Origin of the sequence: Pseudomonas sp. BJa3, from assembly GCF_026343815.1 — a bacterium.
GTDB lineage: Bacteria > Pseudomonadota > Gammaproteobacteria > Pseudomonadales > Pseudomonadaceae > Aquipseudomonas > Aquipseudomonas soli.
Genome location: NZ_JAOXMC010000024.1, coordinates 39,860 through 61,666, shown reverse-complemented (window position 1 = coordinate 61,666; position 21,807 = coordinate 39,860). Strand labels below are relative to the sequence as shown.

The following is a 21,807-nucleotide window of genomic DNA, read 5'->3' as shown; positions in this document are numbered from 1 at the left end:
CATTGGACGTGCCGGGCGCGGCCTCTGAACATGTTGCCCAGGCCGCGACGCCCGACGTCGCCCATAGAACAATACCAACAAGCCGAGGCAACCATGAACCCGACCGGCGTGCAGCAGCAGGCCCCCGCCCGAACCTCGAGCGGCCCTTTCGCCTGGTACCGCGACATCGATTCCCAGCAACGACGCACCTTCTGGAGCTGCAAGATCGGCTACGGCCTGGACGGCATGGACACCCAGATGCTGAGCTTCGTCATCCCCACGCTGATCATGCTGTGGGGCATCAGCACCGCCGAGGCCGGGTTGATCCATACCAGCACGCTGATCGCCTCGGCCCTGGGCGGCTGGATCGCCGGCATCCTCTCTGATCGCATCGGGCGGGTGCGCACCCTGCAACTGACGGTGCTGTGGTTCGCATTTTTCACCTTCCTCTGCGGTTTCGCCCAGAGCTATGAGCAGCTGTTGATCGCCCGTACCCTGATGGGCTTCGGATTCGGTGGCGAATGGACCGCCGGCGCGGTGCTGATCGGCGAGGTGATCCGTGCCCAGGACCGCGGCAAGGCGGTGGGCATGGTGCAGTCGGGCTGGGCCATCGGCTGGGGCCTGACCGCCATCCTCTACGCGCTGCTGTTCTCCTGGCTGCCGGCCGAGCAGGCCTGGCGCGCGCTGTTCCTGCTCGGGTTGCTGCCGGCGATCTTCGTGATCTTCGTGCGGCGCCTGGTCAAGGACCCGGACGTCTACCGCGAGGCCAAGGCCGCCGAGACGGTCGCGGCGCCTTCGCATTTCTACGAGATCTTCGCCCCCGGCATGTTGTGGACCACGATCCGCGCGTCGCTGCTCACCACTGGTGCCCTGGGCGGCTACTACGCCATCACCTCGTGGCTGCCGACCTTCCTCAAGAACGAGCGCGGCCTGAGCGTGCTCGGTACCGGCGGTTACCTGGCGATGGTCATCGTCGGCTCCTACATCGGCTATGTGGTCAGTGCCTACCTCTGCGACCTGCTGGGGCGCCGGAAGAACTTCATCCTGTTCGCCGTGGGCTCGTTCGTCATCGTCCTGCTCTACACACAGCTGCCAGTCAGCGACAACGTGATGCTGTGGCTGGGCTTCCCGCTGGGCTTCTTTGCCTCGGGTATCTTCAGCGGCATGGGTTCGTTCCTCACCGAGCTGTTCCCCACCCGCATCCGTGGCTCGGGGCAGGGCTTCTGCTACAACATCGGCAAGGTCATCGCCGCCATGTTCCCGCTGCTGATCGGCCTGCTCGGCGAGAAAGTGCCGTTGGGCCTGGGGATTGGCGCCTTTGCCGCAGTGTCCTACGGTGTGGTGATCCTGGCTGCGCTGAGCCTGCCGGAAACCCGCGGCAAAGCGCTCCAGGCGCGCTAAGGTAGGCACCATGAACATTGATACGGAGGTCCGCCAGGTGAAACGCCTGCTACTCAATTGCGACATGGGCGAGAGCTTCGGCAACTGGCGCATGGGCCAGGATGCCAAGGTCATGCCTTTCATCGACTGCGCCAACATCGCCTGCGGCTACCATGCCGGCGACCCTGGCACCATGCGCCGCACCGTGGCCCTGGCCCTGGAGCACCGGGTGGCCATCGGCGCGCACCCGGCCTACCCGGACCTGGCAGGCTTCGGCCGCCGCTCCATGGCCTGCAGCAGCGACGAGATCCGCGACCTGCTGCACTACCAGGTCGGCGCCCTGGACGGAATCTGCAAGGTGCTCGGTGGCCGGGTGGCCTACGTCAAGCCCCATGGCGCGCTGTACAACGACATGATGGCCAACCCGGCCATCCTGCGCACCGTGCTCGAGGCTGTGGCGGCATTCGACAGCGGCCTGCCGCTGATGCTCATGGCCACCGCCGACGACAGCGCCGCCCAGGCCCTGGGCGACGAGATCGGCGTGCCGTTGTGGTTCGAAGCCTTCGCCGACCGTGGCTACACCGCCAGCGGGCACCTGATGTCGCGGCGCCTGCCGGACGCGGTGCACCATGACCCGGCGCTGGTGGTCGAGCAGGCCTTGCGCCTGGCCAAGGGCGAGGCCCTGGTGGCCGACGATGGCAGCGAGGTACGGTTGAACGCCAGCACCCTGTGCGTGCATGGCGACAACGATGGTTCCGTGGCCGCGGTACGCCAGATCCGCCAGGCACTCGACGCGCTGGAGCAGGCATGACCCCACGTATCGAAGTGGTGGCCGTCGACAGCCTGATGGTGCGGCTGTTCGATGCCATCGATGAAGGCAACATGCCGTGGATCCTCGCCGCCAGCCAGCGCTTGCGGGACGTCTTTGGCCAACAGTTGATCGACCTGGTGCCGTCCTACACCACGCTGATGGTGCAGTTCGACCTGGCGCCGGGCGAAGCGCGCCGGCGCATCCTGCACGCACTGGAGGGCCTGCGGCCGGATGATGGAAAGGCCGGGCGCAGGCACGAGATCCCGGTTTGGTACCACGCCAGCGTCGGTCCCGAGTTGCCGGTGCTGGCTGCGCGAAGCGGGCTGAGCGAAGCCGAAGTGATCGACGTGCACTGTGGCCGAGATTACCCGGTGTTCGCGCTGGGGTTCGCCCCGGGCTTCGGCTTCATGGGGCTGGTCGACGAGCGCCTGGCCACACCGCGCCTGAGTACTCCGCGCAAGCGTGTGGCAGCGGGCAGCGTCGGAATTGCCGAACGCCAGACCGCCGCGTATCCGGCGGTGTCGCCGGGCGGCTGGAACCTGATCGGTCGGACGCCGGTGCACCTGTTCGACCGCGAGCGCGAGGGCTATAGCTTGCTGCAACCGGGCGACCAGGTCCGTTTCGTGGCTGTCGGGCACGCCGACTTCATCAACCTGGGCGGTGATGACAGCCCGCTGGAGGCCCAGGCATGAGCCAGTTGAGGATCGAGGCCAGCACCGCGCTGTGCCAATTGCAGGATGGTGGGCGCTTTGGCGTCCGGCATCTGGGGGTGACCCAGGGCGGCGCGCTGGATTGGGTGGCGATGCGCTGGGCCAACTGGTTGCTGGGCAATGCCTTGGACAGCGCAGTGGTGGAAGTCGCCCTCGGCGGGTTCAGTGTGGTTGCCGAGGAAGATTGCATGTTGGCATTGGCCGGGGCCGACCTGGATGCGCAGGTCGACGGGCAGGCTGTAGCGCCCTGGACCAGCTTCAACCTCGGCAAGGGCCAGCAGCTGACGCTGCGTCAGCCTCGCCAAGGGGTACGTGCTTATCTGGCTGCGCCTGGTGGGTTTCAGGGCGAGGCGGTGCTGGGCAGTTGCTCCACGGTGGTTCGGGAAGAGCTGGGCGGGGTTGACGGCCAGGGCCGGGCGTTGGTGAAAGGGGAGGTACTGCATGCTGCCGGCGCCATCGCGGGGCAAGTCGGGGCGCCGAACCTCCGCTCCCACGTTCCCGAAACGTTGCGGCCGGTATATGCGGACAAGCCTGTACTGGACCTGGTGATGGGGGCGCAGATAGGCGATTTCAGCGGCACCAGCCTGTTCGAGGCGTTCAACCGTGACTGGACGCTGGACAGCCGTGCCGACCGCATGGGCATCCGACTGCTTGGGCCGCAGTTGATGTACCAGGGCGCGCCGATGATTTCCGAAGGGATCCCACTTGGCGCCGTGCAGGTGCCGCCGGACGGGCAGCCGATCGTGCTGCTCAATGACCGGCAGACCATCGGTGGGTATCCACGGCTGGGTGCGTTGACGCCGTTGGCGCTGGCGCAGCTGGCGCAGTGCATGCCGGGGGCGACGATACGCTTCAGGGCGGTGGTGCAGGACGAGGCGTGGCGCGAGCAGCAGGCATGCTTGCGCTGCTGGGGTTGAGTCTGCCGGCCTCATCGCGGGGCAAGCCCGCGCCACTCGCGCATTTGCAGGGCTGGCGTGGGAGCGGGCTTGCCCCGCGATGAGGCCAGTTCGGTCAATAGATTACTTGGACAGGTAACGCATCCCGTCTTCCAACCCCTGCAACGTCAACGGATACATCTTGTCCTCGATCAAGTCCCGCACCAGGTGGGTCGAGGCGGTATAGTCCCAGGCCTGTTTCGGATACGGGTTGATCCAGATGATCTTCCTGAACTTCTCCATGAAGCGCTGCATCCACACGTACCCGGCCTCTTCGTTCCAGTGCTCGACGCTGCCGCCGGGCTGGGTGATCTCGTAGGGTGCCATGGCCGCGTCGCCGACGAAGATCACTTTGTAGTCGTCGCCGTACTTGTGCAGCAGGTCGAAGGTGGAGAAGCGCTCCGAGGTGCGGCGCAGGTTGTTCTTCCACACCGACTCGTAGACGAAGTTGTGGAAGTAGTAGTACTCAAGGTGCTTGAACTCGGTCTTGCAGGCCGAGAACAGCTCCTCGCACACCTTGATGTGGGCGTCCATCGAGCCGCCGATGTCGAACAGCAACAGCAGCTTCACCGTGTTGCGCCGTTCGGGGCGCATCTGGATGTTCAGCAGGCCGGCGTCACGGGCGGTGTGATCGATGGTACCGTCGATGTCCAGCTCCTCGGCGGCACCTTCGCGGGCGAACTTGCGCAGCCGGCGCAGGGCCAGCTTGATGTTGCGCGTGCCCAGCTCGACCTGGTCGTCGAGGTTCTTGTACTCGCGCTGGTCCCAGACCTTCACTGCCTTGCCCTGGCGCTTGCCGGCCTCGCCAACGCGGATGCCCTCGGGGTTAAAGCCGCCCGAGCCGAACGGACTGGTACCGCCGGTGCCGATCCATTTGTTGCCGCCGGCATGGCGTTCCTTCTGTTCCTCGAGGCGCTTCTTGAACTCCTCGATCAGCTTGTCCAGCCCGCCCAGGGACTGGATCTGCGCGCGTTCCTCGTCGGTGAGCGAGCGCTCGAACTCCTTGCGCAGCCACTCGTCGGGGATCAACGCTTCGATATGCCGGTCGAGGTTTTCCAGGCCCTTGAAGTAGGCGGCGAAGGCACGGTCGAACTTGTCGAAGTGCCGTTCGTCCTTCACCAGGATGGCGCGGGCCAGATAGTAGAAGGCGTCCATGTCGGCGAACACCACACCTTTTTGCAAGGCATGGTGCAGGTCGAGCAACTCGCGCACCGACACCGGCACCTTGGCCGCGCGCATTTCATTGAACAGGTTGAGCAACATGGCCCGGCTCCCGTCAGCGGTTGCCGCGCCGGCTCATGAAGGCCAGGCGCTCGAGCAGCGTCACGTCCTGTTCGTTCTTAACCAGGGCCCCGGCCAACGGCGGGATGGCCTTGGTCGGGTCGCGCTCGCGCAGTACCGCCTCGCCGATGTTGTCCGCCATCAGCAGCTTGAGCCAGTCGACCAGCTCGGAGGTGGAGGGCTTTTTCTTCAGGCCCGGCACCTTGCGCACGTCGAAGAACACGTCCAGCGCCTCGCTGACCAGCGACTGGCTGATGTTGGGGTAGTGCACGTCGACGATCTGCTGCAGGGTGGCGCGGTCGGGGAAGGCGATGTAGTGGAAGAAGCAGCGGCGCAGGAAGGCGTCAGGCAGCTCCTTTTCGTTGTTGGAGGTGATGATGATGATCGGGCGCTGCTTGGCCTTGATAGTCTCGTCGATTTCGTAGACGTAGAACTCCATCTTGTCGAGTTCCTGCAGCAGGTCGTTGGGGAACTCGATGTCGGCCTTGTCGATTTCGTCGATCAGCAGGATCACCCGCTCGTCGGCTTCGAAGGCCTCCCACAGCTTGCCTTTTTTCAGGTAGTTGCGCACATCGTGGACCTTGTCCACGCCCAGCTGCGAGTCGCGCAGGCGGCTGACCGCGTCGTATTCGTACAGGCCCTGGTGGGCCTTGGTGGTCGACTTGATGTGCCAGGTGATCAGGCGTGCGCCGAAGAAGGCGGCCAGCTGTTCGGCGAGCATGGTCTTGCCGGTGCCCGGCTCGCCCTTGACCAGCAACGGGCGCTCCAGGGTGATGGCCGCGTTGACCGCCAGCTTGAGGTCATCTGTGGCGACGTAGTCGCGGGTGCCTTCGAACTTCATTAACCGATCCTCTGGGTGGCTGGCTGGCGTCATTGCGGGCAGACCCGCTCCCTGTGGGAGCAGGCTTGCCGGCGATAGGGCCGGCCCAGGCAATACATGTTTATTGATGTGCCAGCGACTATAACGCCACGCCCGACGCGTGAAAACGCAGACCAGGTATTCAGTCCCTGAATGGTCCGTCACCCAGGGCTCAGTCGGATTTGGGCGCGGGCTGCTCGTAGCGTGCGTTGAACGCCTGGATGAAGCCGTTGCGCAGGATCTGCAGGAACGCCTCGAAGGCGCTGATGTCCTGCTGGTGCACACTGCCGCTGAGTTCCACGCGGGTGGCGAACTGGTTTTTCGGCTGGTTCTTGAGCACGGTCTCGGTGGCGCCCACGACGGCTTCCCATATCGAGCGCAAGAAGCCCTTGTCCTTGTCTTCCACGTCCTGCTGCCAATTGAACACATCGACATCGCGCAACAGCGGCTTGATGTAGCCCTTGAGCCGGCCGTTCTCGGCCTCGGCCTCGATTACCACATCGCCATGCCCGGCATTGAAGTCGAACTTGCCGTATGCGCTGGCGAAGTCGTTCAGCCGGCGCAGTTCGATGCCGGTGGCGCGCAGGCGGAACTGGAAGTCGTCGAAGTCGCTGAAGGGGTCGAAGGTGGCGCGGCTTTCCACCTTGGCGTCGCCCAGCAGCAGCGCCGTCCCCTCGAAGCTGGCGTCGCGCCGGCCCTTTTCGTCGCGCACGTTGGTCAGGTTGCGGATGCTTGCGTCCAGCCGGGTCGCCTTGAGGTCCACCGGCGGTCTGGAATTGAAGTTGCGGAAGGTGAGGGTGCCTTGTTCGATGCGCACGTCGTTAAGGGTGATCGGCAGCAGTTTTTCCAGTTGCTGGCGCCAGTCGGTGCCCTGGCCGGTCTGAGAGTTCTGTTTGTTGCCGCCGTCGACGAAATTGAGTTCGGGGTGTACGAAGGTCACTTCGGCGACCACGGCGCGGTCGTACCACAGCGAGTGCCAGCTCACCGACAGGTCGATCAGCGGCGCTTCGAGCAGCGGCACCGGCACCTTGCCGCTGACCTTGACGATCTTCAGGCCATTGATCTGGTAGGCGCCACGCCACCACGCCAGGTCCACGTCGCGGACCTGGCCGCGGTAGTCGCCCATGTCGGCCAGCTTGTCGTTGAGGTAGTCACGCACCAGGTAAGGCAAGGCCAGGTGCAGGGCCACCAGCAGTGCGACCAGGCTGGCAAAGCCGACCAGTGGCCAGCGGTAGCGCGCTTTCATCGGGTTTCTCCATGGGAGCATGTGCGGTTGACCGCAGGCCGTTTCGTCGAGTTCGAACGGGCTTTACGCTCACCGATTGCAGGCTTACCCTCAGGGTTTTCCCTGCACTTTTTTCCTGTTCAAGGACCGCCGCCATGAGCCGTATCTACGCCGACAACGCCCATTCCATCGGCAACACGCCGCTGGTGCAGATCAACCGTATTGCCCCGCGCGGCGTGACCATCCTGGCCAAGACCGAAGGACGCAACCCAGGCTACTCGGTGAAGTGCCGGATTGGCGCGAGCATGATCTGGGACGCCGAGGACAGCGGCAAGCTTAAGCCGGGCATGACCATCGTCGAGCCCACCTCGGGCAATACCGGCATCGGCCTGGCCTTCGTGGCGGCCGCCCGTGGCTACAAGCTGGTGCTGACCATGCCCGACTCGATGAGCCTGGAGCGGCGCAAAGTACTCAAAGCGCTGGGCGCCGAACTGGTGCTGACGGACAAGGCCAAAGGCATGAAGGGTGCCATTGAGAAGGCCAATGAGATCGTCGCTTCCGACCCTGCGCAGCACTACCTGCCGAGCCAGTTCGACAACCCGGCCAACCCGGCCATTCACGAGAAGACCACCGGCCCGGAAATCTGGAACGACACCGATGGCGCGGTCGACGTGCTGGTTGCCGGCGTCGGCACCGGTGGCACCATCACCGGGGTATCGCGCTACATCAAGCACACCCAGGGCAAGCCGATCCTGTCAGTGGCGGTGGAACCGGTGAACTCGCCGCTGATCAGCCAGACCCTGGCCGGTGAGGAGCTCAAGCCCACCCCGCACAAGATCCAGGGCATCGGTGCCGGCTTCGTGCCGAAGAACCTCGACCTGTCGATCGTCGACCAGGTCGAGACGGTGACCGAGGAAGAGTCCAAGGCCATGGCCATCCGCCTGATGCAGGAGGAGGGCATCCTCTGCGGCATCTCGTGCGGCGCGGCGATGGCAGCGGCGGTGCGTCTGGCCGAAAAGCCGGAGATGCAGGGCAAGACCATCGTGGTGATCCTGCCGGACTCGGGCGAGCGTTACCTGTCGAGCATGCTGTTCAGCGATCTGTTCACCGAGCAGGAGAACCAGCAGTAAGCGACACGCTGCAAGCCGCAAGTCGAAGGCATGGCCGCATTGACGCGGATCAGCTTGAGCTTGCCGCTTGCAGCTTCTGGCTTGCAGCCGCTCCTGATGGGTTTATGATGTCCGGCTATCTGGGGATGGCCTGATTTCCCCTCCAAGGAGTGTTGCATGACCTTTTCCTTCGTCGCCAAGGCCGGTGTCCTGCTGGTGTTCTTCGGCAGTGTGCTGTTTGTGCACCTGCGCGGCAAGGCACGCCTGCCGGTGCTGCGCCAGTTCGTCAACCATTCGGCGCTGTTCGCCCCCTACAACAGCCTGATGTACCTGTTTTCCGGCGTACCTTCCAAGCCGTACCTGGACCGCCAGCGCTTCCCCGAGCTGGATGTGCTCAAGGACAACTGGGAGGTGATCCGCGAAGAGGCCATGCGCCTGTTCGACGAGGGTTACATTCGTGCGGCGGAAAAAGACAATGACGCCGGCTTCGGTTCGTTCTTCAAGAAGGGCTGGAAGCGCTTTTACCTGAAGTGGTACGACAAACCGCTGCCTTCGGCCGAAGCGCTGTGCCCGAAGACCGTCGAGCTGGTCAGCGGCATCCCCAACGTCAAGGGCGCGATGTTCGCCCTGTTGCCCGGCGGCAGCCACCTGAACCCGCACCGCGACCCGTTCGCCGGCTCCCTGCGCTATCACCTCGGGCTGTCCACGCCGAACTCCGACAACTGCCGCATCTACGTTGATGGCCAGCCTTACGCCTGGCGCGACGGCGAGGACGTAATGTTCGACGAGACCTTCGTGCACTGGGTCAAGAACGAGACCGAGGTCACCCGCGTGATCCTGTTCTGCGACGTCGAGCGCCCGCTCAACAGCCCGCTGATGACCCGCATCAACCGCAAGGTCAGTGCCTTCCTAGGCCGTGCCACCGCGCCGCAGAACACCGATGACGAGCGTGTTGGCGGGATCAACCAGGCCTATGCCTGGAGCAAGCGCTTCAGCAATGTCATCAGCACCCGGGTCAAGCAGTTCAAGCGTGCCAACCCCAAGGCCTACCGCGTGCTGCGACCGGTGCTGGCGGTTGTCGTCGCCTACGCCCTGTATCGCTGGCTGTTCTGATTCGCGTGGGCCGGGCTCGCTCCTCGTGGGAGCGGGCTTGCCCCGCGATGATTCCCCCGCTATATTCCGAAACACATTCTTCTCTGAAGACCCGATCATGCCAGCCATCCCTTCCACCACAACTGACGTTCTCGCGCCTGTCGCGGGCGTGGTCGTGCGTGGCAGCCAGCAGCCGGCCATGATCAGTCTCTCTCCACCACCTGTCAGTGGCGTGGTAGGCGGCGTAGCTCCGCCTCCTTGCGCAGTCGTGGTGCTGGGCTGACCGGCCGCTGGCCGCACCCCACCGCACTCGCAACCTACTGAACACGGTCGGCTATCCCCGCAAGTCGCGATAGGCCCTCCGTACGGCTCATTTGCCCGTATACAGGTGGCAATACATGTTTGTTCTCAACAAAGCTTCCGTGGCCTCGGCGGCCACGACCAGCCTGTTCGTCCTGCTGTGGAGCAGCGGGGCGATCGTCTCCAAGCTTGGCCTGGCCGAGGCCAGCCCCTTCGCCTTCCTGCTGCTGCGTTCGGCCTTGGCGCTGTTCGGTCTGCTGTTGATCGGTCCGTTGCTCGGATTGCGTTGGCCACGTACCCGGGGCGGCATTGTTCGCGCCCTGGGGACCGGCTGCGTGTTGCTCGGCGCCTACCAGATCTTCTACCTGCTGGCGCTGAACACCCATGTCACGCCTGGCGTCATGGCCACGGTCATGGGCGTGCAACCGATCCTGACCGTGGTGCTGATGGAGCGTCAGCGGTCCTGGAGCCGATTGTTCGGCCTGGGGCTTGGTCTTGGCGGTCTGGTGATGGTGGTCTACCAGGGCATCAACCTGGGTGGGGTGTCCCTCGCCGGGATGCTGTTTGCCCTGCTGGCGCTTGGCAGCATGACCTTGGGCTCGATCCTGCAGAAACGCATTACTGACAACCCCATGGGCACTTTGCCCTTGCAATACTTGGCGGGCTTCGCAATGTGCGCAGTGTTCGCGCCGTTGCAGCCGCTGCATGTCCAGTGGAACGCCAGTTTCCTCGGTGCGCTGCTATGGATGGGGCTGGTGGTCTCGTTGCTGGCCACGCTGCTGCTGTACCGGCTGATCGCAAGGGGCAACCTGGTCAATGTCACCAGCCTGTTCTACCTGGTGCCGGCGGTCACGGCGGTGATGGATTTCATCATCTTCGGCAACCGCCTGGCGCCCCTCAGCCTGCTGGGGATGGGACTGATCGTGATCGGCTTGCTGTTCGTGTTCCGTAAGCCTGCGTTGCGCACAGCCGAGGCCTGAGTCAACGAGCGGTGGGAGCGGGGCAATCCCGCTCCCCTTTTTTCAGTGCCGTGCCGGGCGCAGCACCAACCACAGCGCCGCACCGATCAGCAGACCGCCATACAAGTGCGCCATCGACAGCGGCTCATCCAGCAGCCATGCGCCCCATAGCACGCCGAATACCGGGATCAGGAAGGTCACGGTACTGGCCTTGACCGGCCCGATTTCGTTCAGCAGGCGGAAGTACAGGATGTAGGCGAACGCCGTGCACAGTAGCCCCAGGCCCAGGAGCGACAGCCATACCTGCCAGTCGCCCCAGCTGGCCGGTGGCTGGGTCAGCGCGCTCCAGGCGAACAGCGGGCTGAGCAGCAAGGTGGCGCCGAGCATGCTGCCCAGCGCCGACAGACGGCTGTCCAGCGTGCCGACCCAGCGCCTTGCCAGGAAGCCCGCGAAGCCGTAGCAGGTGGTGGCGGCCAGGCAGGCCAGTGCGCCTTGCACCAGGGCCATGTCCAGCGCCACTGGGCCGGCACCGCTGAGGATGCCGACACCGAACAGCCCGAGGAAGATCCCGCAGAGCTTGGGCAGGGTCATGGCTTCGCGGAAGAACAAGGCGCCGATCAGCACGCCCATCAGCGGCGTGGTGGCGTTGAAGATCGCCGAATAGCCGGCCGGCAGCACCTGCGCCGCCACGGAATAGAAGGTGGCCGGAATGCCCGAGTTGATCATGCCCAGCACCAGGCAGGCGCCAAGCTTGCCCTCGAAGTTCCAGCGCACGCGGGCGGCGGCGAGGATGGCGATCAGCCCCAGGCAGGCGATCGACACGCGGAAGAAGGCGGTCGGCACGGTGCCCAGCTCGGGGGCAATGATGCGCATGAACAGGAAGCTGGCGCCCCAGACAGCGGCAAGGGTCAGCAGGCGGGCGAGGGCGATGGGGCTCACGGGGGTCTCCGGCGGTAGGGCAGGGCGCGAGTGTACGTCAGGGAGAGTGGGGGATTCTTGTGCTTTCTTGCTGTGTGAATCCGGGGTCGCCTCACGGGCTTCATCGCCGGCAAGCCGGCTCCCACAGGGCTCGTATCCGACTAAGCTCTCTCGGTGACCATTGCATAGAGGCACGCGCATGACCCCAGCCTGGCCCGCCGTCGATATCGCCCGGATGATCCTCGATGGCTTCGACGACTACCGCGAGCACTTTCGCCGTATCACCCTCGGCGCCCGCGAGCGCTTCGAACAGGCGCGCTGGCAGGACATCCAGCACGCCGCCGCGGCGCGCATCAACCTGTATGAAGAGAAGGTCGCCGAGGTCAACGGCTGGTTGCGCCAGCGCTTCGATACCAAGGTGCTGCTGGACGTCGAGCAATGGCCGCTGGTCAAGAACGCCTACATCCGCCTGATCGACCCCCGGTTGGACGACGAGCTGGCCGAGACCTGGTACAACTCGTTGTTCTGCAGCCTGTTCAGCCACGACCTGATCAGCGACGGCTGCATGTTCATCCATACCACGCGGCCATCGATGCGAGGCCATGAACGGGCGGCGCAGACGCGTACCTATGCGCTGCAGGATGGGCTCAAAGGCTTGTTGCGAGCGATTTTCGCCGATTATGCGTTCGACGTGCCTTATGGCGACCGGGAGGGCGATATCGCGCGGCTTGAGGATCAGTTGCGCGAATGCCTGCCCGATTGGGTCTGCAAGGATCCGGCCTTGGCCGTGGAGCTGTTCACCCCCGTGCTTTACCGCAACAAGGGCGCCTATCTGGTCGGCCGCCTGTACACCCCCGACGAGCAGTGGCCACTGGTGATCCCGCTGCTGCACCGCGAGGGACATGGCATCGAGGCCGATGCGCTGATTACCGACGAGGCGGAGGTGTCGATCATCTTCTCCTTCACCCGTTCGTATTTCATGGTCGATGTGCCGGTGCCGGCGGAGTTCGTCAACTTCCTCAAGCGCATCCTGCCGGGCAAGCACATCGCCGAGCTGTACACCTCGATCGGGTTCTACAAGCATGGCAAGTCGGAATTCTATCGGGCGCTGATCAACCACCTGGCCAACAGCGATGACCGCTTTGTCATGGCCCCTGGCGTGCGCGGCATGGTCATGAGCGTGTTCACCCTGCCGGGCTTCAACACCGTGTTCAAGATCATCAAGGACCGCTTCTCGCCGTCGAAGACCGTCGACCGAGCAACGGTAATAGAGAAGTACCGCCTGGTAAAAAGCGTCGACCGCGTCGGGCGCATGGCCGATACCCAGGAGTTCGCCGATTTTCGCTTTCCCCAGGGCAAGTTCGACCCCGACTGCCTGGCGGAACTGCTAGAGGTTGCGCCCTCCACCGTGGCGCTTGAGGGCGACACGGTGCTGATCCGCCACTGCTGGACCGAACGGCGCATGACCCCGCTCAACCTGTACCTCGAACAGGCCAGCGAAGCCCAGGTGCTGGAGGCGCTGGAAGACTATGGGCTGGCGATCAAGCAATTGGCGGCGGCGAACATATTCCCCGGCGACATGCTGCTGAAGAACTTCGGCGTCACCCGCCATGGCCGGGTGGTGTTCTACGACTACGACGAGATCAGCTACCTCACCGAGGTCAACTTCCGCCATATCCCGCCGCCGCGTTATCCGGAGGATGAGATGTCCGGCGAGCCGTGGTACTCGATCGGGCCACACGACGTGTTCCCCGAGGAGTTTCCGCCATTCCTTTTCGCCGATATCGGCCAGCGCCGCTTGTTCAGCCGCCTGCATGGCGAACTGTACGACGCCGATTACTGGAAAGGCTTGCAGGAGGCGATCCGGGCGGGGAAGGTGATCGATGTGTTCCCTTATCGGCGCAAAGGGCGTTAGGCATCAGGTTTTCAGCCTCTGAGGCACTTGAGTTCGCTGAAGTCCGAACGCACCTTGCTCAGCCGCTGCTGCAGGAATTGCCGCTGGGCCGGGCTGCTCTGTTTCAGCAGATCCACCAGCAGGCTGCGTGCCTGGCGCTCGGTGTTCTGGAATGCCTGGCGGTACTCCGGTGTCCACAGGCTTTCCTTGCGCTGCAGCAACTGCGCCAACCGGGGCTCGAAACTCGGACTGGCGCGCTGGTCCATCGCCAGCACCAGTTGCTGCTGCCAATGGGCGCGGTTGGCGATCCACTGGCGATTCTGGTCACCCAGGGCCTGTGACCAGCTCATCACCCGCAGCCGTTGCTCGGCATCTAGCTCGCCCAGCCAGGGCTCGAGGCGCTTGCGCATGCGTGCGGCACGGTTTTCGACCTGCTTGGCCAATGGTGTGTCGACGTACTCCTTCTGGCGTTTGTCGATGTCCTTGCGAAAAGCCTCGCGCATTTCCGCTACTTGGCTGTCATTCATGCCCTTGAGCAGTTCCGCGGCAGAGGGGGTTATCGCTTCGGTGACCCGGCCGATGGCCTGGCGTGCCTCGACCGTGCGTTGGCGCAGGTTTTCATCGGTGACCGCGTCGTTGGCGACCATCAGTTGCACCCGGTCGAGCCAGTCGAGGTAGCCGGGCAGTTGGGTCTTGCAGTGCCAGGCCAGGTGCGCCTTGAGCCGTTCGTCGAGCAACTGCTTCTGCTCGCGGTTCATGTCTAGGTAGTCTCCCAGCGACCACGGCACCAGGCGATCAAGGTTGCGGTAGGCCAGGTCGATGCGGCTGCAGGCCGTCAGTGCCAGGGCGAAGCCGATTAGCATGAGCAGGGCTTTGGGCAGGCGAAGGGGCATGAGCGAATCCTTGCTGGGCTGGCCAGGCGGTAGACGCACGGTGAGCTCGACGGTTCCGGCGAATGTGCGCTCGGGCGGCCGGGCGGGTCAGGTGTTAGAATAGTCGCCTTGTCTTGAGGATCTTCGGAAATGGCTCTGCTTGGGCGTTACAACAGTTTGCAAATCGTGAAACACGTGGAGTTCGGCCTGTACCTTGACGGCGGCGCCGATGGCGAAATCCTCCTGCCGCGGCGCTACTTCCCCAAGGATGCCGAGCTGGAGCTGGACGATTGGCTCAACGTGTTCATCTACCTGGACAGCGAAGACCAGCTGATCGCCACCACCGAAAAGCCGAAAATGCAGGTGGGCGAGTTTGCCAGCCTCAAGGTCAAGGACATCAACGGCGCTGGCATCTTCCTCGACTGGGGCCTGTCCAAGGACCTGCTGATGCCCTACTCGGAAGAGTCGCGGCAACTGAAGATCGGCGACTACTGCGTGGTCCATGCCTACCTGGACAAGCGCACCCGGCGTATTACCGCCACCGCCAAGCTGGACCGTTACCTGGACCGCACCCCGGTGGACTACAGCGTCGGCCAGCCGGTCGAGCTGCTGGTGGCCGGCGAGACGCCGATGGGCTTCAAGGCGATCATCAACAACCGCCATTGGGGCCTGATCCACAAGAACGAGGTGTTCAAGTTCCTGCGTTCGGGCATGCACGAGAAGGGCTTCATCAAGGAAGTGCGCGCCGACGGCAAGATCGCCCTGAGCCTGCAGCCGGTTGGCCAGGCCTTGGCCGACAGCCTGCACGAACAGATCATGCAGCGCCTCGAGGCCAACGGTGGTGTGCTGCCGGTGTGCGACAAGAGCGCCCCGGCGCTGATCAGCCAGATGTTCAACGTGAGCAAGGGCAACTTCAAGAAAGCCATCGGCGCGTTGTTCAAGCAGGGCCGGATCGTCATCCATGACGATCGCATCGAGCGGGCTTGATCAGCCCTGCACGAAGGTGCTGAAGTCCAGCTGCTCGCCACCCGGTCGGGTGTCGCGCAGCAGTGAGTCGCGGTCGGCGCTCAGCGCCAGGCTGATGGTCGAACGGCGTTTGCCGGGATTGCGCACTTCCATCTGCTCCTGATGAGCCTTGAGGAAGTTGGTGGGCACCTTGAGGTGCTGCAGCCCGTCGTTCTCGGGGGTGTGCAGCAGCAGGTTGACCCAGTCGGGCTGGCCCTTGCGCAGCAGTGCAACCGGCACTTCGAACCACCACAGGTTGCGCTTGGTGTCGAGAATGGCGAACAGGGTGTTGGCACTGGTGAGTACCGGTTTGGCCAGCGCCTCGTTACGGCGAGCGATGGCGGTGGGTTTGTCGAGTTTCATGCAGGTTCCTGCGGGTTGACGCGAGTAAGGCCTGCCATTGTGGGGTGGGGCTTATCGCGGGGCAAGCCCGCTTCCCCGAAATCACCGAACCCGAACCGTGCAAGCGTATCGAGCCCAGCCGATTGCCGTTTGGCTGACAGGGTGCAAATGAATTGAAACTCTGGCCAATGGCCTTGGGTCGATCAGATGTCGACACGATTTCCCGTGTCTTTCCCCGAGGAGACATCCCATGAGTGGCACCAAGGACAAAGCGAAGGGCCTGGCCAACGAGGCCGTGGGTAACATCAAGCAGGGCGTCGGCAAGGTGACCGACAATGACAAGCTGCGCGCCGAGGGCAAGGCCCAGGAACTGAAAGGCGAGGCGCAACAGGCCGTGGGCAAGGTCAAGGATGCCGTGAAGAAACCTTGATCGCCGCAGCCTGGCCGCGGGGCAAGCCCGCTCCCGCAAGATGGGGGCGGGCTTGCCCCGCGCTTGCTTTGGACTGTGCACAAGGTACAAGCGAACGCCTGGTCTATTAGACTTGCAGCATTGCCATTCCGATCAAGCGGCGAAAGGAGACGCTATGATTTTCCCCGACCTGCGCGGCCTGCCCCTGCACCGCGTGTTGGTGCGCACCGTCAAGGAGTTCCTCGATGACGAGATGTCCACCTATGCCTCCGCGCTGGCCTACCAGATGCTGTTCTCGCTGTTCCCCTTCCTGCTGTTCCTGATCGCCCTGATCGGTTTCCTGCATCTCCCGGACTTCTTCTCCTGGCTGCGCCTGCAGTCGGAACTGGTGCTGCCGCCCCAGGCCCTGGAGCAGGTCAACCCGGTGATCGACCAGTTGCAGCAGTCCAAGGGCGGGCTGCTGTCGGTCGGTATCGTGATTGCCTTGTGGACTGCCTCGGCGGGCGTGCGCCTGATGATGAGCGCGATGAACGCGGCCTACGACGTGCCCGAGGGGCGGCCGGTGTGGAAGCGCATTCCGCTGTCGGTCATCTATACCGTCGGCATCGCCGGCATGCTTCTGGCCGCGGCGGCGCTGATGGTGCTGGGGCCGCAGGTAATGGAGTGGATCGCTTCCCAGGTCGGGCTGGAGGAGGCGGTCGTCATCGTCTGGACCATCCTGCGCTGGCCGGCGATCATCATTCTGATGATGGTGGCGGTGGCGCTGATCTACTACGTGATGCCCGACGTGAAGCAGAAATTCCGTTTCATCACCCCAGGTTCGGTGCTGGCGGTGGTGGTGTGGATCGTCGCCTCGCTGGGCTTTGCCTACTACGTGAAGACCTTTGCCGACTACAACGCCATGTATGGCAGTATCGGGGCGATCATCGTGCTGTTGCTGTACTTCTACATCTCCGCTGCAGTGCTGCTGCTGGGCGCCGAGATGAACGCGGTGATCGAGCACATGTCGGCCGAGGGCAAGAACCCCGGCGAAAAGGAATTCGAGGAGGACAACCCGCAACAGAGCATCACCGTGCTCGGCCATGAGCACCCGGTGACATCCGAACCCCAGACCCGCGAGCCGAATACCTGATGATCCGCGACATTCTCAAGATGGGCGATGAACGCCTGCTGCGCATCGCCCCGCCGGTTCCCGAGCACATGATCGGCAGCCCGGAGCTTGCGCAACTGATCGACGACATGTTCGAGACCATGGCCCATGTCGGCGGTGTCGGCCTGGCCGCGCCGCAGATCGGCATCGACCTGCAACTGGTGATCTTCGGCTTCGAGCGCAGCGAGCGTTACCCGGACGCCGAGCCGGTGCCACGGACCATCCTGCTCAACCCAGTGATCACGCCGCTGGCCACGGAGGTCGAGGACGGCTGGGAGGGTTGCCTGTCGGTGCCCGGCCTACGTGGCGTGGTGCCGCGCTACAAGCACATCAGCTATTCGGGCATCGATCCGCAGGGCAACCCGATCAACCGCTTTGCCGACGGCTTCCATGCCCGGGTGGTGCAGCATGAGTGCGACCACCTGATTGGCCGTTTGTATCCTTCGCGCATCCAGGACTTCAGCAAGTTCGGCTATACCGAGGTGCTGTTCCCCGGGCTCGACGTGACCGACGACTAACCCCGCCTCATCGCCAGCAGCGCCTTGCTGCGCTGGTAGCGGGCCAGGCGTGAGGCCAGGGCCTGGGGCAGGGTGGTTGTCGGTGTGAAGGCCAAGCGTTGGTAGAAGGGCGCCAAATCCGGGTGGCAGAACAGCCAGGTCGCAGCGTTGCTTTCGGCCAGCGCCGCGTCAATCAGCCGGGATGCGATCTGCTGGCCGCGCCACTGCGGGGCAACGAACAGGCCGGTCAGCCAGTGATCGCCACCGATGGGCGTCAGGTTCATCCCACCGATTATTTCTGCGGTACGCGCCACCCATTGCTCGCCTTCACCGGCGGCGCGCATGCGCGAGCCGTGCTGGCGGTAGAAATGGTCCAGCAGGCGGCGCTGGGTTGGGGGAAGGCGAGTGCAGGTCAGAGGGAGCATGCTTGGTTCACGCGGTGTGGCAATCTCAGGCAGGAATTCATCGGTGCTTTGTCGCAGATTGTTGCAAATGCGGCAAGGGTGAATGTCCGACTCCGGGGTTCAACTATTTCAGGCGGGGAGTAGACTTTCACTCATCCCCCCGGCAGTACGATAAAGCGGGATCGGTACTTCGTGTCATCTTCGCAGTCGATGACAACTTCTCCGGGCCATTGACGGCGTCAGAAGTCACGCGATCAGCTTGATAGCCATCAAGGTCGACACCCATGAAAGCCTTACTGATTCTTGCATTGGTCGGTATGTCCCCGTTCGCCTTTGCGGACCAGGCCAAGACCGCAGACACCCAGCCCGTGGTCGAGCAGTACGACTATTCCACCAACCTCGACATCAAGCGCGTGATCAGCCTGTCGACGATCCCCAACGTCTGCGAAGTGGTGCCCGCCACCATGACCTACGAGGATCATCAAGGGCAGGTCCATACCCTCCAGTACCGTGCATTGGGGGAGGGTTGCCGGCTGAATTGAGCCGCGTGGCCGAGACAAGGTTCGTGGGAACGGGCTTGCCCCGCGATGGCGTTCAGCTGAGTATCACGTGCAATCGCGGCTCAAGCCCGCTCCCACCAGTTCCAGTCCTTGCTTCAACTGTGCCCGGCTGTGCGCCGCCGACAGGCTGATCCGCACGGCCCTGACGCTGTCGGTGCCTACCGCGAAGACGCTGGCCGGCACGATCTCCACCCCGTGTTCCCGACACCGCGCAACCAGCGCCTGGGCGTCTCCAGGCGTGGCCAGCCAGATGTGCGGCGACGGCACGCCCTCGGCGGGCAGCGCCTCGCCCAGCACCGCCCGCGCCAGGCGCCAGCGTTCGCCCAGTTCCTCCCGTTGCCAGGCCAGCCGCCGTGCGGCGGTGCCATCCGCGATCCATTGGCAGGCGATGCGCAGGTTCAGCGGCGACACCGACCAGTGGGTGGCCTGGGCATAGGGGTCGATCTGCTCCAGCAATGCTGGCCGGGCCACGATCCAGCCCAGGCGCAAGCCGGCGGCGACGGTCTTGGACAGGCTGCTGATCAGCACGCCACGGCCTTCGAGCAAGGGGTAGAGGGGTGGCCGGTCGGTCAAGGCGCCATACACGTCATCCTCGATGACCAGCAGTTGGTGGCGCCTGGCGACTTGCGCCAGCGCCAGGCGCCGGGCCTCGCCCATGCACGCGGCGGTCGGGTTGTGCAGGGTAGGGGTGGTGACCAATACCCGCGCGCCGCTCGCGCGGACCACACGGTCCAGTTCTTCCGGAAGCAGGCCTTGCTCATCCAGGGCCACGCCGTGCACGGGCAGGCGCAACTGGCGACAGGCCGCCTTGATGCCCGGGGCGGTCAACGCCTCGACCATCACTGGCTCGCCCGCCTGGCACAACGACTGCAACACCAGGGTCAGCGCCTGCTGGGCGCCCCCGCAAAGCAGCACGTCCTCTGGCGCCAGGTCCAGACCGCGGTTGCCCAGCCAGCGCGCCCCCTCGATCCGCCCCAGCAGCAACTGCTCGGGCCCCAGGTAATGGTCGAGCAAGGCGGTATCGCCCTGTTCGAGCAGCCTGCGCAGGCTGTGCTCGAGGTCGAGATTGCAGGGATCGGCCACCGGCACATTGGTCGACAGATCGATCACTGGGTGCTGGCGGCTGGGTTGCTTGAGGCGAAACAGCGTCGCTTCCTTGCTGCTGGCCAGCACATAGGTGCCGCGTCCCACCTCCCCGGACACCAGGTGCCGCGCGGCTGCTTCTCGGTAGGCCTGCTGCGTGGTGCTCGGATTCAGGCCCAGCGCCCAGGCGAGGCGGCGTTGCGGGGGCAGGCGTTCACCGACCTTCAGTTCACCCTGTTCGATGGCGTTGGCGATGGCCTCGACCAGTGCCTGGTAGCGCGGCTGGTCGTTGGCCGGGAGGCTAGGAATCCACACGAAATTGCTACCCATGCAATATTTATTTGGACCCATACAATGCCCGGCGCTTAGGATCGGTTCAACCCCATACCGATGAAGGACGTTCGCCATGTTCGACTTGCCCGCCCTGCGCGAAGCCGCCGCTTTCGTTCACCAGCACGTGCCGCCGACCCCACAGCACGCCTGGCCGCTGCTGGCCGAGCGGCTGGGTTGCCAGCTGTGGGTCAAGCACGAGAACCATGCGCCCACGGGGGCCTTCAAGGTGCGCGGCGGGCTGGTCTATGTCCGCTCGCTGTTGGCCAGTGGCGCAGTCCCCCGTGGCCTGGTTACCGCCACGCGCGGCAATCACGGCCAGAGCATGGCCCTGGCGGCGCGCCAGGCTGGTTTGCCGCTGGTGATCGTGGTGCCGGAGGGCAATTCACGGGAGAAGAACGCAGCCATGCGCGCCCTGGGCGCGGAGCTGGTGGAGTATGGCGTGGACTTCGACGTGGCCCGGGAAGAGGCGGCGCGCCTGGCCGATGCGCGGGGCTTTGCCATGGTTCCCTCGTTCCATCCGGAACTGGTGCGTGGCGTGGCCACCTACGCCCTGGAGCTGTTCGAGGCGGTGACCGACCTGGATTGCGTGTACGTGCCGATCGGCATGGGGTCGGGCATCTGTGGGCTGATCCAGGCGCGCAACCTGCTTGGGTTGTCCACTGAAATCGTCGGCGTGGTATCCACTGCGGCAGACGCTTATGCCCAGAGTTTCGAGCTGGGGCGCATCGTCACCACCGCCAGCGCCGATACCTTCGCCGACGGCATGGCCTGCCGCGTGCCGCATCCCGACGCCTTTGCCCTGGTACGCGAGCATGCTGCACGCATCGTGCGGGTGAGCGACGAGGCGATCGCCGAAGCCATGCGCCTCTACCACGAAACCACCCACAACACCGCCGAAGGTGCCGGCGCCGCCGCCCTGGCTGCACTGATGCAGGAGCGTGGGCGTCAGGCGGGCAAGCGGGTGGCGGTGGTTCTCAGTGGCGCGAACGTGGATCGCGGGCGCTATGCGCAGGTGTTGATGGGGACGAAAGATCCTGTATGAAAGTGTCGAAAGGAAGTGCTATCTTTATTTGATAGCATTTTCCGATGAACACTCGATATCGCAAGATTCTGGACAGCATCTTCAGAGCCCCGACCACACCCACATTGCCGTTCGCCGAAATCGAGGCTCTGGTGCTGCATCTTGGCGGCCAGGTGCTGGAACGGCAGGGTTCCAGGGTCAAGATGCTGTTGGGCGAGCAGTGCTGGCGCTGCCACCGCCCCCATCCTGGCAAGGACGCCAGGCGATATCAGATAGAAGAGGCCCGCGAGTTCCTGCTGCGGGCGGGAGTCCGACCATGAGCTGCATGCGATACAAAGGGTATGCCGCCCGCATCGAGTACGACGCGCGTGACGATATTTTCGTCGGCCGCGTGCTCGGCCTGCGGGACATCATCAGCTTCCACGCCAGCGCCGTGCCTGCGTTGCACGAGGCGTTCCGTGAGGCACTCGACGACTACCTGGCCGATTGCGCCGAACAGGGCGTCACTCCCGAAAAACCGGCCTCGGGCAAGGTCATGTTGCGCATCCGCCCAGAAGTGCACGCTGCCGCCAGCCTTGCCGCCAGGGTAGCCGGCAAGAGCCTGAACCAATGGGCCGACGAGGTCTTCGAGCAGGCGGCGATGGCCTGACCTGCAAATTCCTCCTGTACCGCCAGGGGG

The 21,807-nt window shown here is 64.3% G+C and carries 24 protein-coding genes; 16 read left to right on the top strand and 8 right to left on the bottom strand.

Annotation, left to right across the window (positions count from 1 at the left end; all coding sequences use genetic code 11):
• The first annotated feature begins 93 nt into the window (after positions 1–93).
• From OH705_RS24005 to OH705_RS23990, 4 genes are read left to right on the top strand one after another with little or no spacing between them, the layout of a single operon-like run.
• On the top strand, positions 94–1,380 hold the full coding sequence (locus OH705_RS24005; RefSeq protein ID WP_094010044.1) for an MFS transporter: 1,287 nt from the start codon (positions 94–96) through the stop codon (positions 1,378–1,380).
• Between the two features lie 10 nt (positions 1,381–1,390).
• Complete coding sequence (locus OH705_RS24000; protein ID WP_104444351.1) at positions 1,391–2,170, top strand: 5-oxoprolinase subunit PxpA; 780 nt, start codon at positions 1,391–1,393, stop codon at positions 2,168–2,170.
• Positions 2,167–2,862, top strand: coding sequence for a 5-oxoprolinase subunit PxpB (gene pxpB, locus OH705_RS23995; protein ID WP_104444350.1), 696 nt, complete (start codon positions 2,167–2,169; stop codon positions 2,860–2,862). Before OH705_RS24000 ends, pxpB begins: the two co-directional genes overlap by 4 nt.
• Positions 2,859–3,797 carry a biotin-dependent carboxyltransferase family protein gene (locus OH705_RS23990; RefSeq protein ID WP_104444349.1) on the top strand — a complete coding sequence of 313 codons (939 nt, stop codon included), beginning with the start codon at positions 2,859–2,861 and terminating at the stop codon, positions 3,795–3,797. The genes pxpB and OH705_RS23990 overlap by 4 nt, the downstream gene beginning before the upstream one ends.
• A gap of 102 nt (positions 3,798–3,899) precedes the next feature.
• On the opposite strand, the gene OH705_RS23985 is transcribed toward OH705_RS23990, so the two are convergent.
• The 3 genes from OH705_RS23985 to OH705_RS23975 form a co-directional block, all read right to left on the bottom strand.
• Positions 3,900–5,078: a vWA domain-containing protein gene (locus OH705_RS23985; protein WP_023629932.1), complete on the bottom strand. Its 1,179-nt coding sequence runs from the start codon at positions 5,076–5,078 to the stop codon at positions 3,900–3,902.
• A gap of 13 nt (positions 5,079–5,091) precedes the next feature.
• A complete protein-coding gene (locus tag OH705_RS23980) occupies positions 5,092–5,937 on the bottom strand; it encodes an AAA family ATPase (RefSeq protein WP_267303122.1) in 846 nt (281 codons plus the stop codon).
• Between the two features lie 190 nt (positions 5,938–6,127).
• Positions 6,128–7,201 (bottom strand): DUF748 domain-containing protein, encoded by a 1,074-nt coding sequence (locus OH705_RS23975; protein ID WP_267303121.1) that lies wholly within the window; start codon positions 7,199–7,201, stop codon positions 6,128–6,130.
• A gap of 134 nt (positions 7,202–7,335) precedes the next feature.
• On the opposite strand from OH705_RS23975, the gene cysK reads away from it, so the two are divergent.
• The 3 genes from cysK to OH705_RS23960 all read left to right on the top strand — a co-directional run bounded on the left by cysK (position 7,336) and on the right by OH705_RS23960 (position 10,661).
• Positions 7,336–8,310 carry a cysteine synthase A gene (gene cysK, locus OH705_RS23970; protein ID WP_267303120.1) on the top strand — a complete coding sequence of 325 codons (975 nt, stop codon included), beginning with the start codon at positions 7,336–7,338 and terminating at the stop codon, positions 8,308–8,310.
• Positions 8,311–8,466: 156 nt separating this feature from the next.
• Positions 8,467–9,402, top strand: coding sequence for an aspartyl/asparaginyl beta-hydroxylase domain-containing protein (locus OH705_RS23965; RefSeq protein ID WP_011535083.1), 936 nt, complete (start codon positions 8,467–8,469; stop codon positions 9,400–9,402).
• Between the two features lie 377 nt (positions 9,403–9,779).
• Positions 9,780–10,661, top strand: coding sequence for a DMT family transporter (locus tag OH705_RS23960; RefSeq protein ID WP_023629928.1), 882 nt, complete (start codon positions 9,780–9,782; stop codon positions 10,659–10,661).
• Between the two features lie 42 nt (positions 10,662–10,703).
• Here OH705_RS23960 and OH705_RS23955 read toward each other — a convergent pair whose 3' ends face one another.
• Positions 10,704–11,579: a DMT family transporter gene (locus tag OH705_RS23955; protein ID WP_110604994.1), complete on the bottom strand. Its 876-nt coding sequence runs from the start codon at positions 11,577–11,579 to the stop codon at positions 10,704–10,706.
• Positions 11,580–11,757: 178 nt separating this feature from the next.
• Here OH705_RS23955 and aceK point away from each other — a divergent pair, with 178 nt between their 5' ends.
• Positions 11,758–13,473, top strand: coding sequence for a bifunctional isocitrate dehydrogenase kinase/phosphatase (aceK, locus tag OH705_RS23950; protein WP_104444338.1), 1,716 nt, complete (start codon positions 11,758–11,760; stop codon positions 13,471–13,473).
• A gap of 11 nt (positions 13,474–13,484) precedes the next feature.
• Here aceK and OH705_RS23945 read toward each other — a convergent pair whose 3' ends face one another.
• Complete coding sequence (locus OH705_RS23945; protein WP_023629536.1) at positions 13,485–14,345, bottom strand: DUF6279 family lipoprotein; 861 nt, start codon at positions 14,343–14,345, stop codon at positions 13,485–13,487.
• Positions 14,346–14,474: 129 nt separating this feature from the next.
• On the opposite strand from OH705_RS23945, the gene OH705_RS23940 reads away from it, so the two are divergent.
• Positions 14,475–15,311 (top strand): S1 RNA-binding domain-containing protein, encoded by an 837-nt coding sequence (locus OH705_RS23940; RefSeq protein ID WP_267303119.1) that lies wholly within the window; start codon positions 14,475–14,477, stop codon positions 15,309–15,311.
• Here the strand turns inward: OH705_RS23940 and OH705_RS23935 are convergent, their stop codons facing one another.
• Positions 15,312–15,692 (bottom strand): hypothetical protein, encoded by a 381-nt coding sequence (locus OH705_RS23935; protein WP_023629534.1) that lies wholly within the window; start codon positions 15,690–15,692, stop codon positions 15,312–15,314.
• Between the two features lie 229 nt (positions 15,693–15,921).
• Here OH705_RS23935 and OH705_RS23930 point away from each other — a divergent pair, with 229 nt between their 5' ends.
• From OH705_RS23930 to def, 3 genes are all read left to right on the top strand, one after another.
• Complete coding sequence (locus OH705_RS23930; RefSeq protein ID WP_023629533.1) at positions 15,922–16,101, top strand: CsbD family protein; 180 nt, start codon at positions 15,922–15,924, stop codon at positions 16,099–16,101.
• Between the two features lie 154 nt (positions 16,102–16,255).
• On the top strand, positions 16,256–17,212 hold the full coding sequence (locus tag OH705_RS23925; RefSeq protein WP_023629532.1) for a YihY/virulence factor BrkB family protein: 957 nt from the start codon (positions 16,256–16,258) through the stop codon (positions 17,210–17,212).
• Complete coding sequence (gene def, locus OH705_RS23920; protein ID WP_104444337.1) at positions 17,212–17,748, top strand: peptide deformylase; 537 nt, start codon at positions 17,212–17,214, stop codon at positions 17,746–17,748. The genes OH705_RS23925 and def overlap by 1 nt, the downstream gene beginning before the upstream one ends.
• Here the strand turns inward: def and OH705_RS23915 are convergent.
• Positions 17,745–18,152 (bottom strand): GNAT family N-acetyltransferase, encoded by a 408-nt coding sequence (locus OH705_RS23915; protein WP_201755121.1) that lies wholly within the window; start codon positions 18,150–18,152, stop codon positions 17,745–17,747. The two genes, def and OH705_RS23915, sit on opposite strands and share 4 nt — an antisense overlap.
• Before the next feature lie 263 nt (positions 18,153–18,415).
• On the opposite strand from OH705_RS23915, the gene OH705_RS23910 reads away from it, so the two are divergent.
• The gene (locus OH705_RS23910; RefSeq protein WP_023629531.1) at positions 18,416–18,673 is read left to right on the top strand and encodes a DUF2790 domain-containing protein; all 258 of its coding nucleotides are present in this window, start codon (positions 18,416–18,418) and stop codon (positions 18,671–18,673) included.
• Positions 18,674–18,736: 63 nt separating this feature from the next.
• Here the strand turns inward: OH705_RS23910 and OH705_RS23905 are convergent, their stop codons facing one another.
• Positions 18,737–20,104 carry a PLP-dependent aminotransferase family protein gene (locus tag OH705_RS23905; protein WP_237750130.1) on the bottom strand — a complete coding sequence of 456 codons (1,368 nt, stop codon included), beginning with the start codon at positions 20,102–20,104 and terminating at the stop codon, positions 18,737–18,739.
• 76 nt (positions 20,105–20,180) lie between these two features.
• Here OH705_RS23905 and OH705_RS23900 point away from each other — a divergent pair, with 76 nt between their 5' ends.
• The 3 genes from OH705_RS23900 to OH705_RS23890 are packed head-to-tail and all read left to right on the top strand — an operon-like array spanning position 20,181 to position 21,777.
• Positions 20,181–21,149 (top strand): threonine dehydratase, encoded by a 969-nt coding sequence (locus OH705_RS23900; RefSeq protein ID WP_104444336.1) that lies wholly within the window; start codon positions 20,181–20,183, stop codon positions 21,147–21,149.
• A gap of 44 nt (positions 21,150–21,193) precedes the next feature.
• Positions 21,194–21,448 carry a type II toxin-antitoxin system HicA family toxin gene (locus OH705_RS23895; protein WP_023631068.1) on the top strand — a complete coding sequence of 85 codons (255 nt, stop codon included), beginning with the start codon at positions 21,194–21,196 and terminating at the stop codon, positions 21,446–21,448.
• Complete coding sequence (locus OH705_RS23890) at positions 21,445–21,777, top strand: type II toxin-antitoxin system HicB family antitoxin (protein ID WP_023631069.1); 333 nt, start codon at positions 21,445–21,447, stop codon at positions 21,775–21,777. The genes OH705_RS23895 and OH705_RS23890 overlap by 4 nt, the downstream gene beginning before the upstream one ends.
• Positions 21,778–21,807: the final 30 nt, after the last annotated feature.

What these genes read in the sequence shown, in the direction of transcription:
- OH705_RS23940 (WP_267303119.1), top strand. Translation starts at nt 14,475, where the DNA reads ATGGCTCTGCTTGGGCGTTACAACAGTTTGCAAATCGTGAAACACGTG.
- OH705_RS23985 (WP_023629932.1), bottom strand. Translation starts at nt 5,078, where the DNA reads ATGTTGCTCAACCTGTTCAATGAAATGCGCGCGGCCAAGGTGCCGGTG.
- OH705_RS23895 (WP_023631068.1), top strand. Translation starts at nt 21,194, where the DNA reads ATGAACACTCGATATCGCAAGATTCTGGACAGCATCTTCAGAGCCCCG.
- OH705_RS23915 (WP_201755121.1), bottom strand. Translation starts at nt 18,152, where the DNA reads ATGCTCCCTCTGACCTGCACTCGCCTTCCCCCAACCCAGCGCCGCCTG.
- OH705_RS23900 (WP_104444336.1), top strand. Translation starts at nt 20,181, where the DNA reads ATGTTCGACTTGCCCGCCCTGCGCGAAGCCGCCGCTTTCGTTCACCAG.
- OH705_RS23975 (WP_267303121.1), bottom strand. Translation starts at nt 7,201, where the DNA reads ATGAAAGCGCGCTACCGCTGGCCACTGGTCGGCTTTGCCAGCCTGGTC.
- OH705_RS23890 (WP_023631069.1), top strand. Translation starts at nt 21,445, where the DNA reads ATGAGCTGCATGCGATACAAAGGGTATGCCGCCCGCATCGAGTACGAC.
- OH705_RS23910 (WP_023629531.1), top strand. Translation starts at nt 18,416, where the DNA reads ATGAAAGCCTTACTGATTCTTGCATTGGTCGGTATGTCCCCGTTCGCC.
- aceK (WP_104444338.1), top strand. Translation starts at nt 11,758, where the DNA reads ATGACCCCAGCCTGGCCCGCCGTCGATATCGCCCGGATGATCCTCGAT.
- OH705_RS24005 (WP_094010044.1), top strand. Translation starts at nt 94, where the DNA reads ATGAACCCGACCGGCGTGCAGCAGCAGGCCCCCGCCCGAACCTCGAGC.
- OH705_RS23930 (WP_023629533.1), top strand. Translation starts at nt 15,922, where the DNA reads ATGAGTGGCACCAAGGACAAAGCGAAGGGCCTGGCCAACGAGGCCGTG.
- OH705_RS23905 (WP_237750130.1), bottom strand. Translation starts at nt 20,104, where the DNA reads ATGGGTAGCAATTTCGTGTGGATTCCTAGCCTCCCGGCCAACGACCAG.
- OH705_RS23980 (WP_267303122.1), bottom strand. Translation starts at nt 5,937, where the DNA reads ATGAAGTTCGAAGGCACCCGCGACTACGTCGCCACAGATGACCTCAAG.
- cysK (WP_267303120.1), top strand. Translation starts at nt 7,336, where the DNA reads ATGAGCCGTATCTACGCCGACAACGCCCATTCCATCGGCAACACGCCG.
- OH705_RS23935 (WP_023629534.1), bottom strand. Translation starts at nt 15,692, where the DNA reads ATGAAACTCGACAAACCCACCGCCATCGCTCGCCGTAACGAGGCGCTG.
- OH705_RS23965 (WP_011535083.1), top strand. Translation starts at nt 8,467, where the DNA reads ATGACCTTTTCCTTCGTCGCCAAGGCCGGTGTCCTGCTGGTGTTCTTC.
- def (WP_104444337.1), top strand. Translation starts at nt 17,212, where the DNA reads ATGATCCGCGACATTCTCAAGATGGGCGATGAACGCCTGCTGCGCATC.
- OH705_RS23925 (WP_023629532.1), top strand. Translation starts at nt 16,256, where the DNA reads ATGATTTTCCCCGACCTGCGCGGCCTGCCCCTGCACCGCGTGTTGGTG.
- OH705_RS23960 (WP_023629928.1), top strand. Translation starts at nt 9,780, where the DNA reads ATGTTTGTTCTCAACAAAGCTTCCGTGGCCTCGGCGGCCACGACCAGC.
- OH705_RS23945 (WP_023629536.1), bottom strand. Translation starts at nt 14,345, where the DNA reads ATGCCCCTTCGCCTGCCCAAAGCCCTGCTCATGCTAATCGGCTTCGCC.
- OH705_RS23990 (WP_104444349.1), top strand. Translation starts at nt 2,859, where the DNA reads ATGAGCCAGTTGAGGATCGAGGCCAGCACCGCGCTGTGCCAATTGCAG.
- pxpB (WP_104444350.1), top strand. Translation starts at nt 2,167, where the DNA reads ATGACCCCACGTATCGAAGTGGTGGCCGTCGACAGCCTGATGGTGCGG.
- OH705_RS24000 (WP_104444351.1), top strand. Translation starts at nt 1,391, where the DNA reads ATGAACATTGATACGGAGGTCCGCCAGGTGAAACGCCTGCTACTCAAT.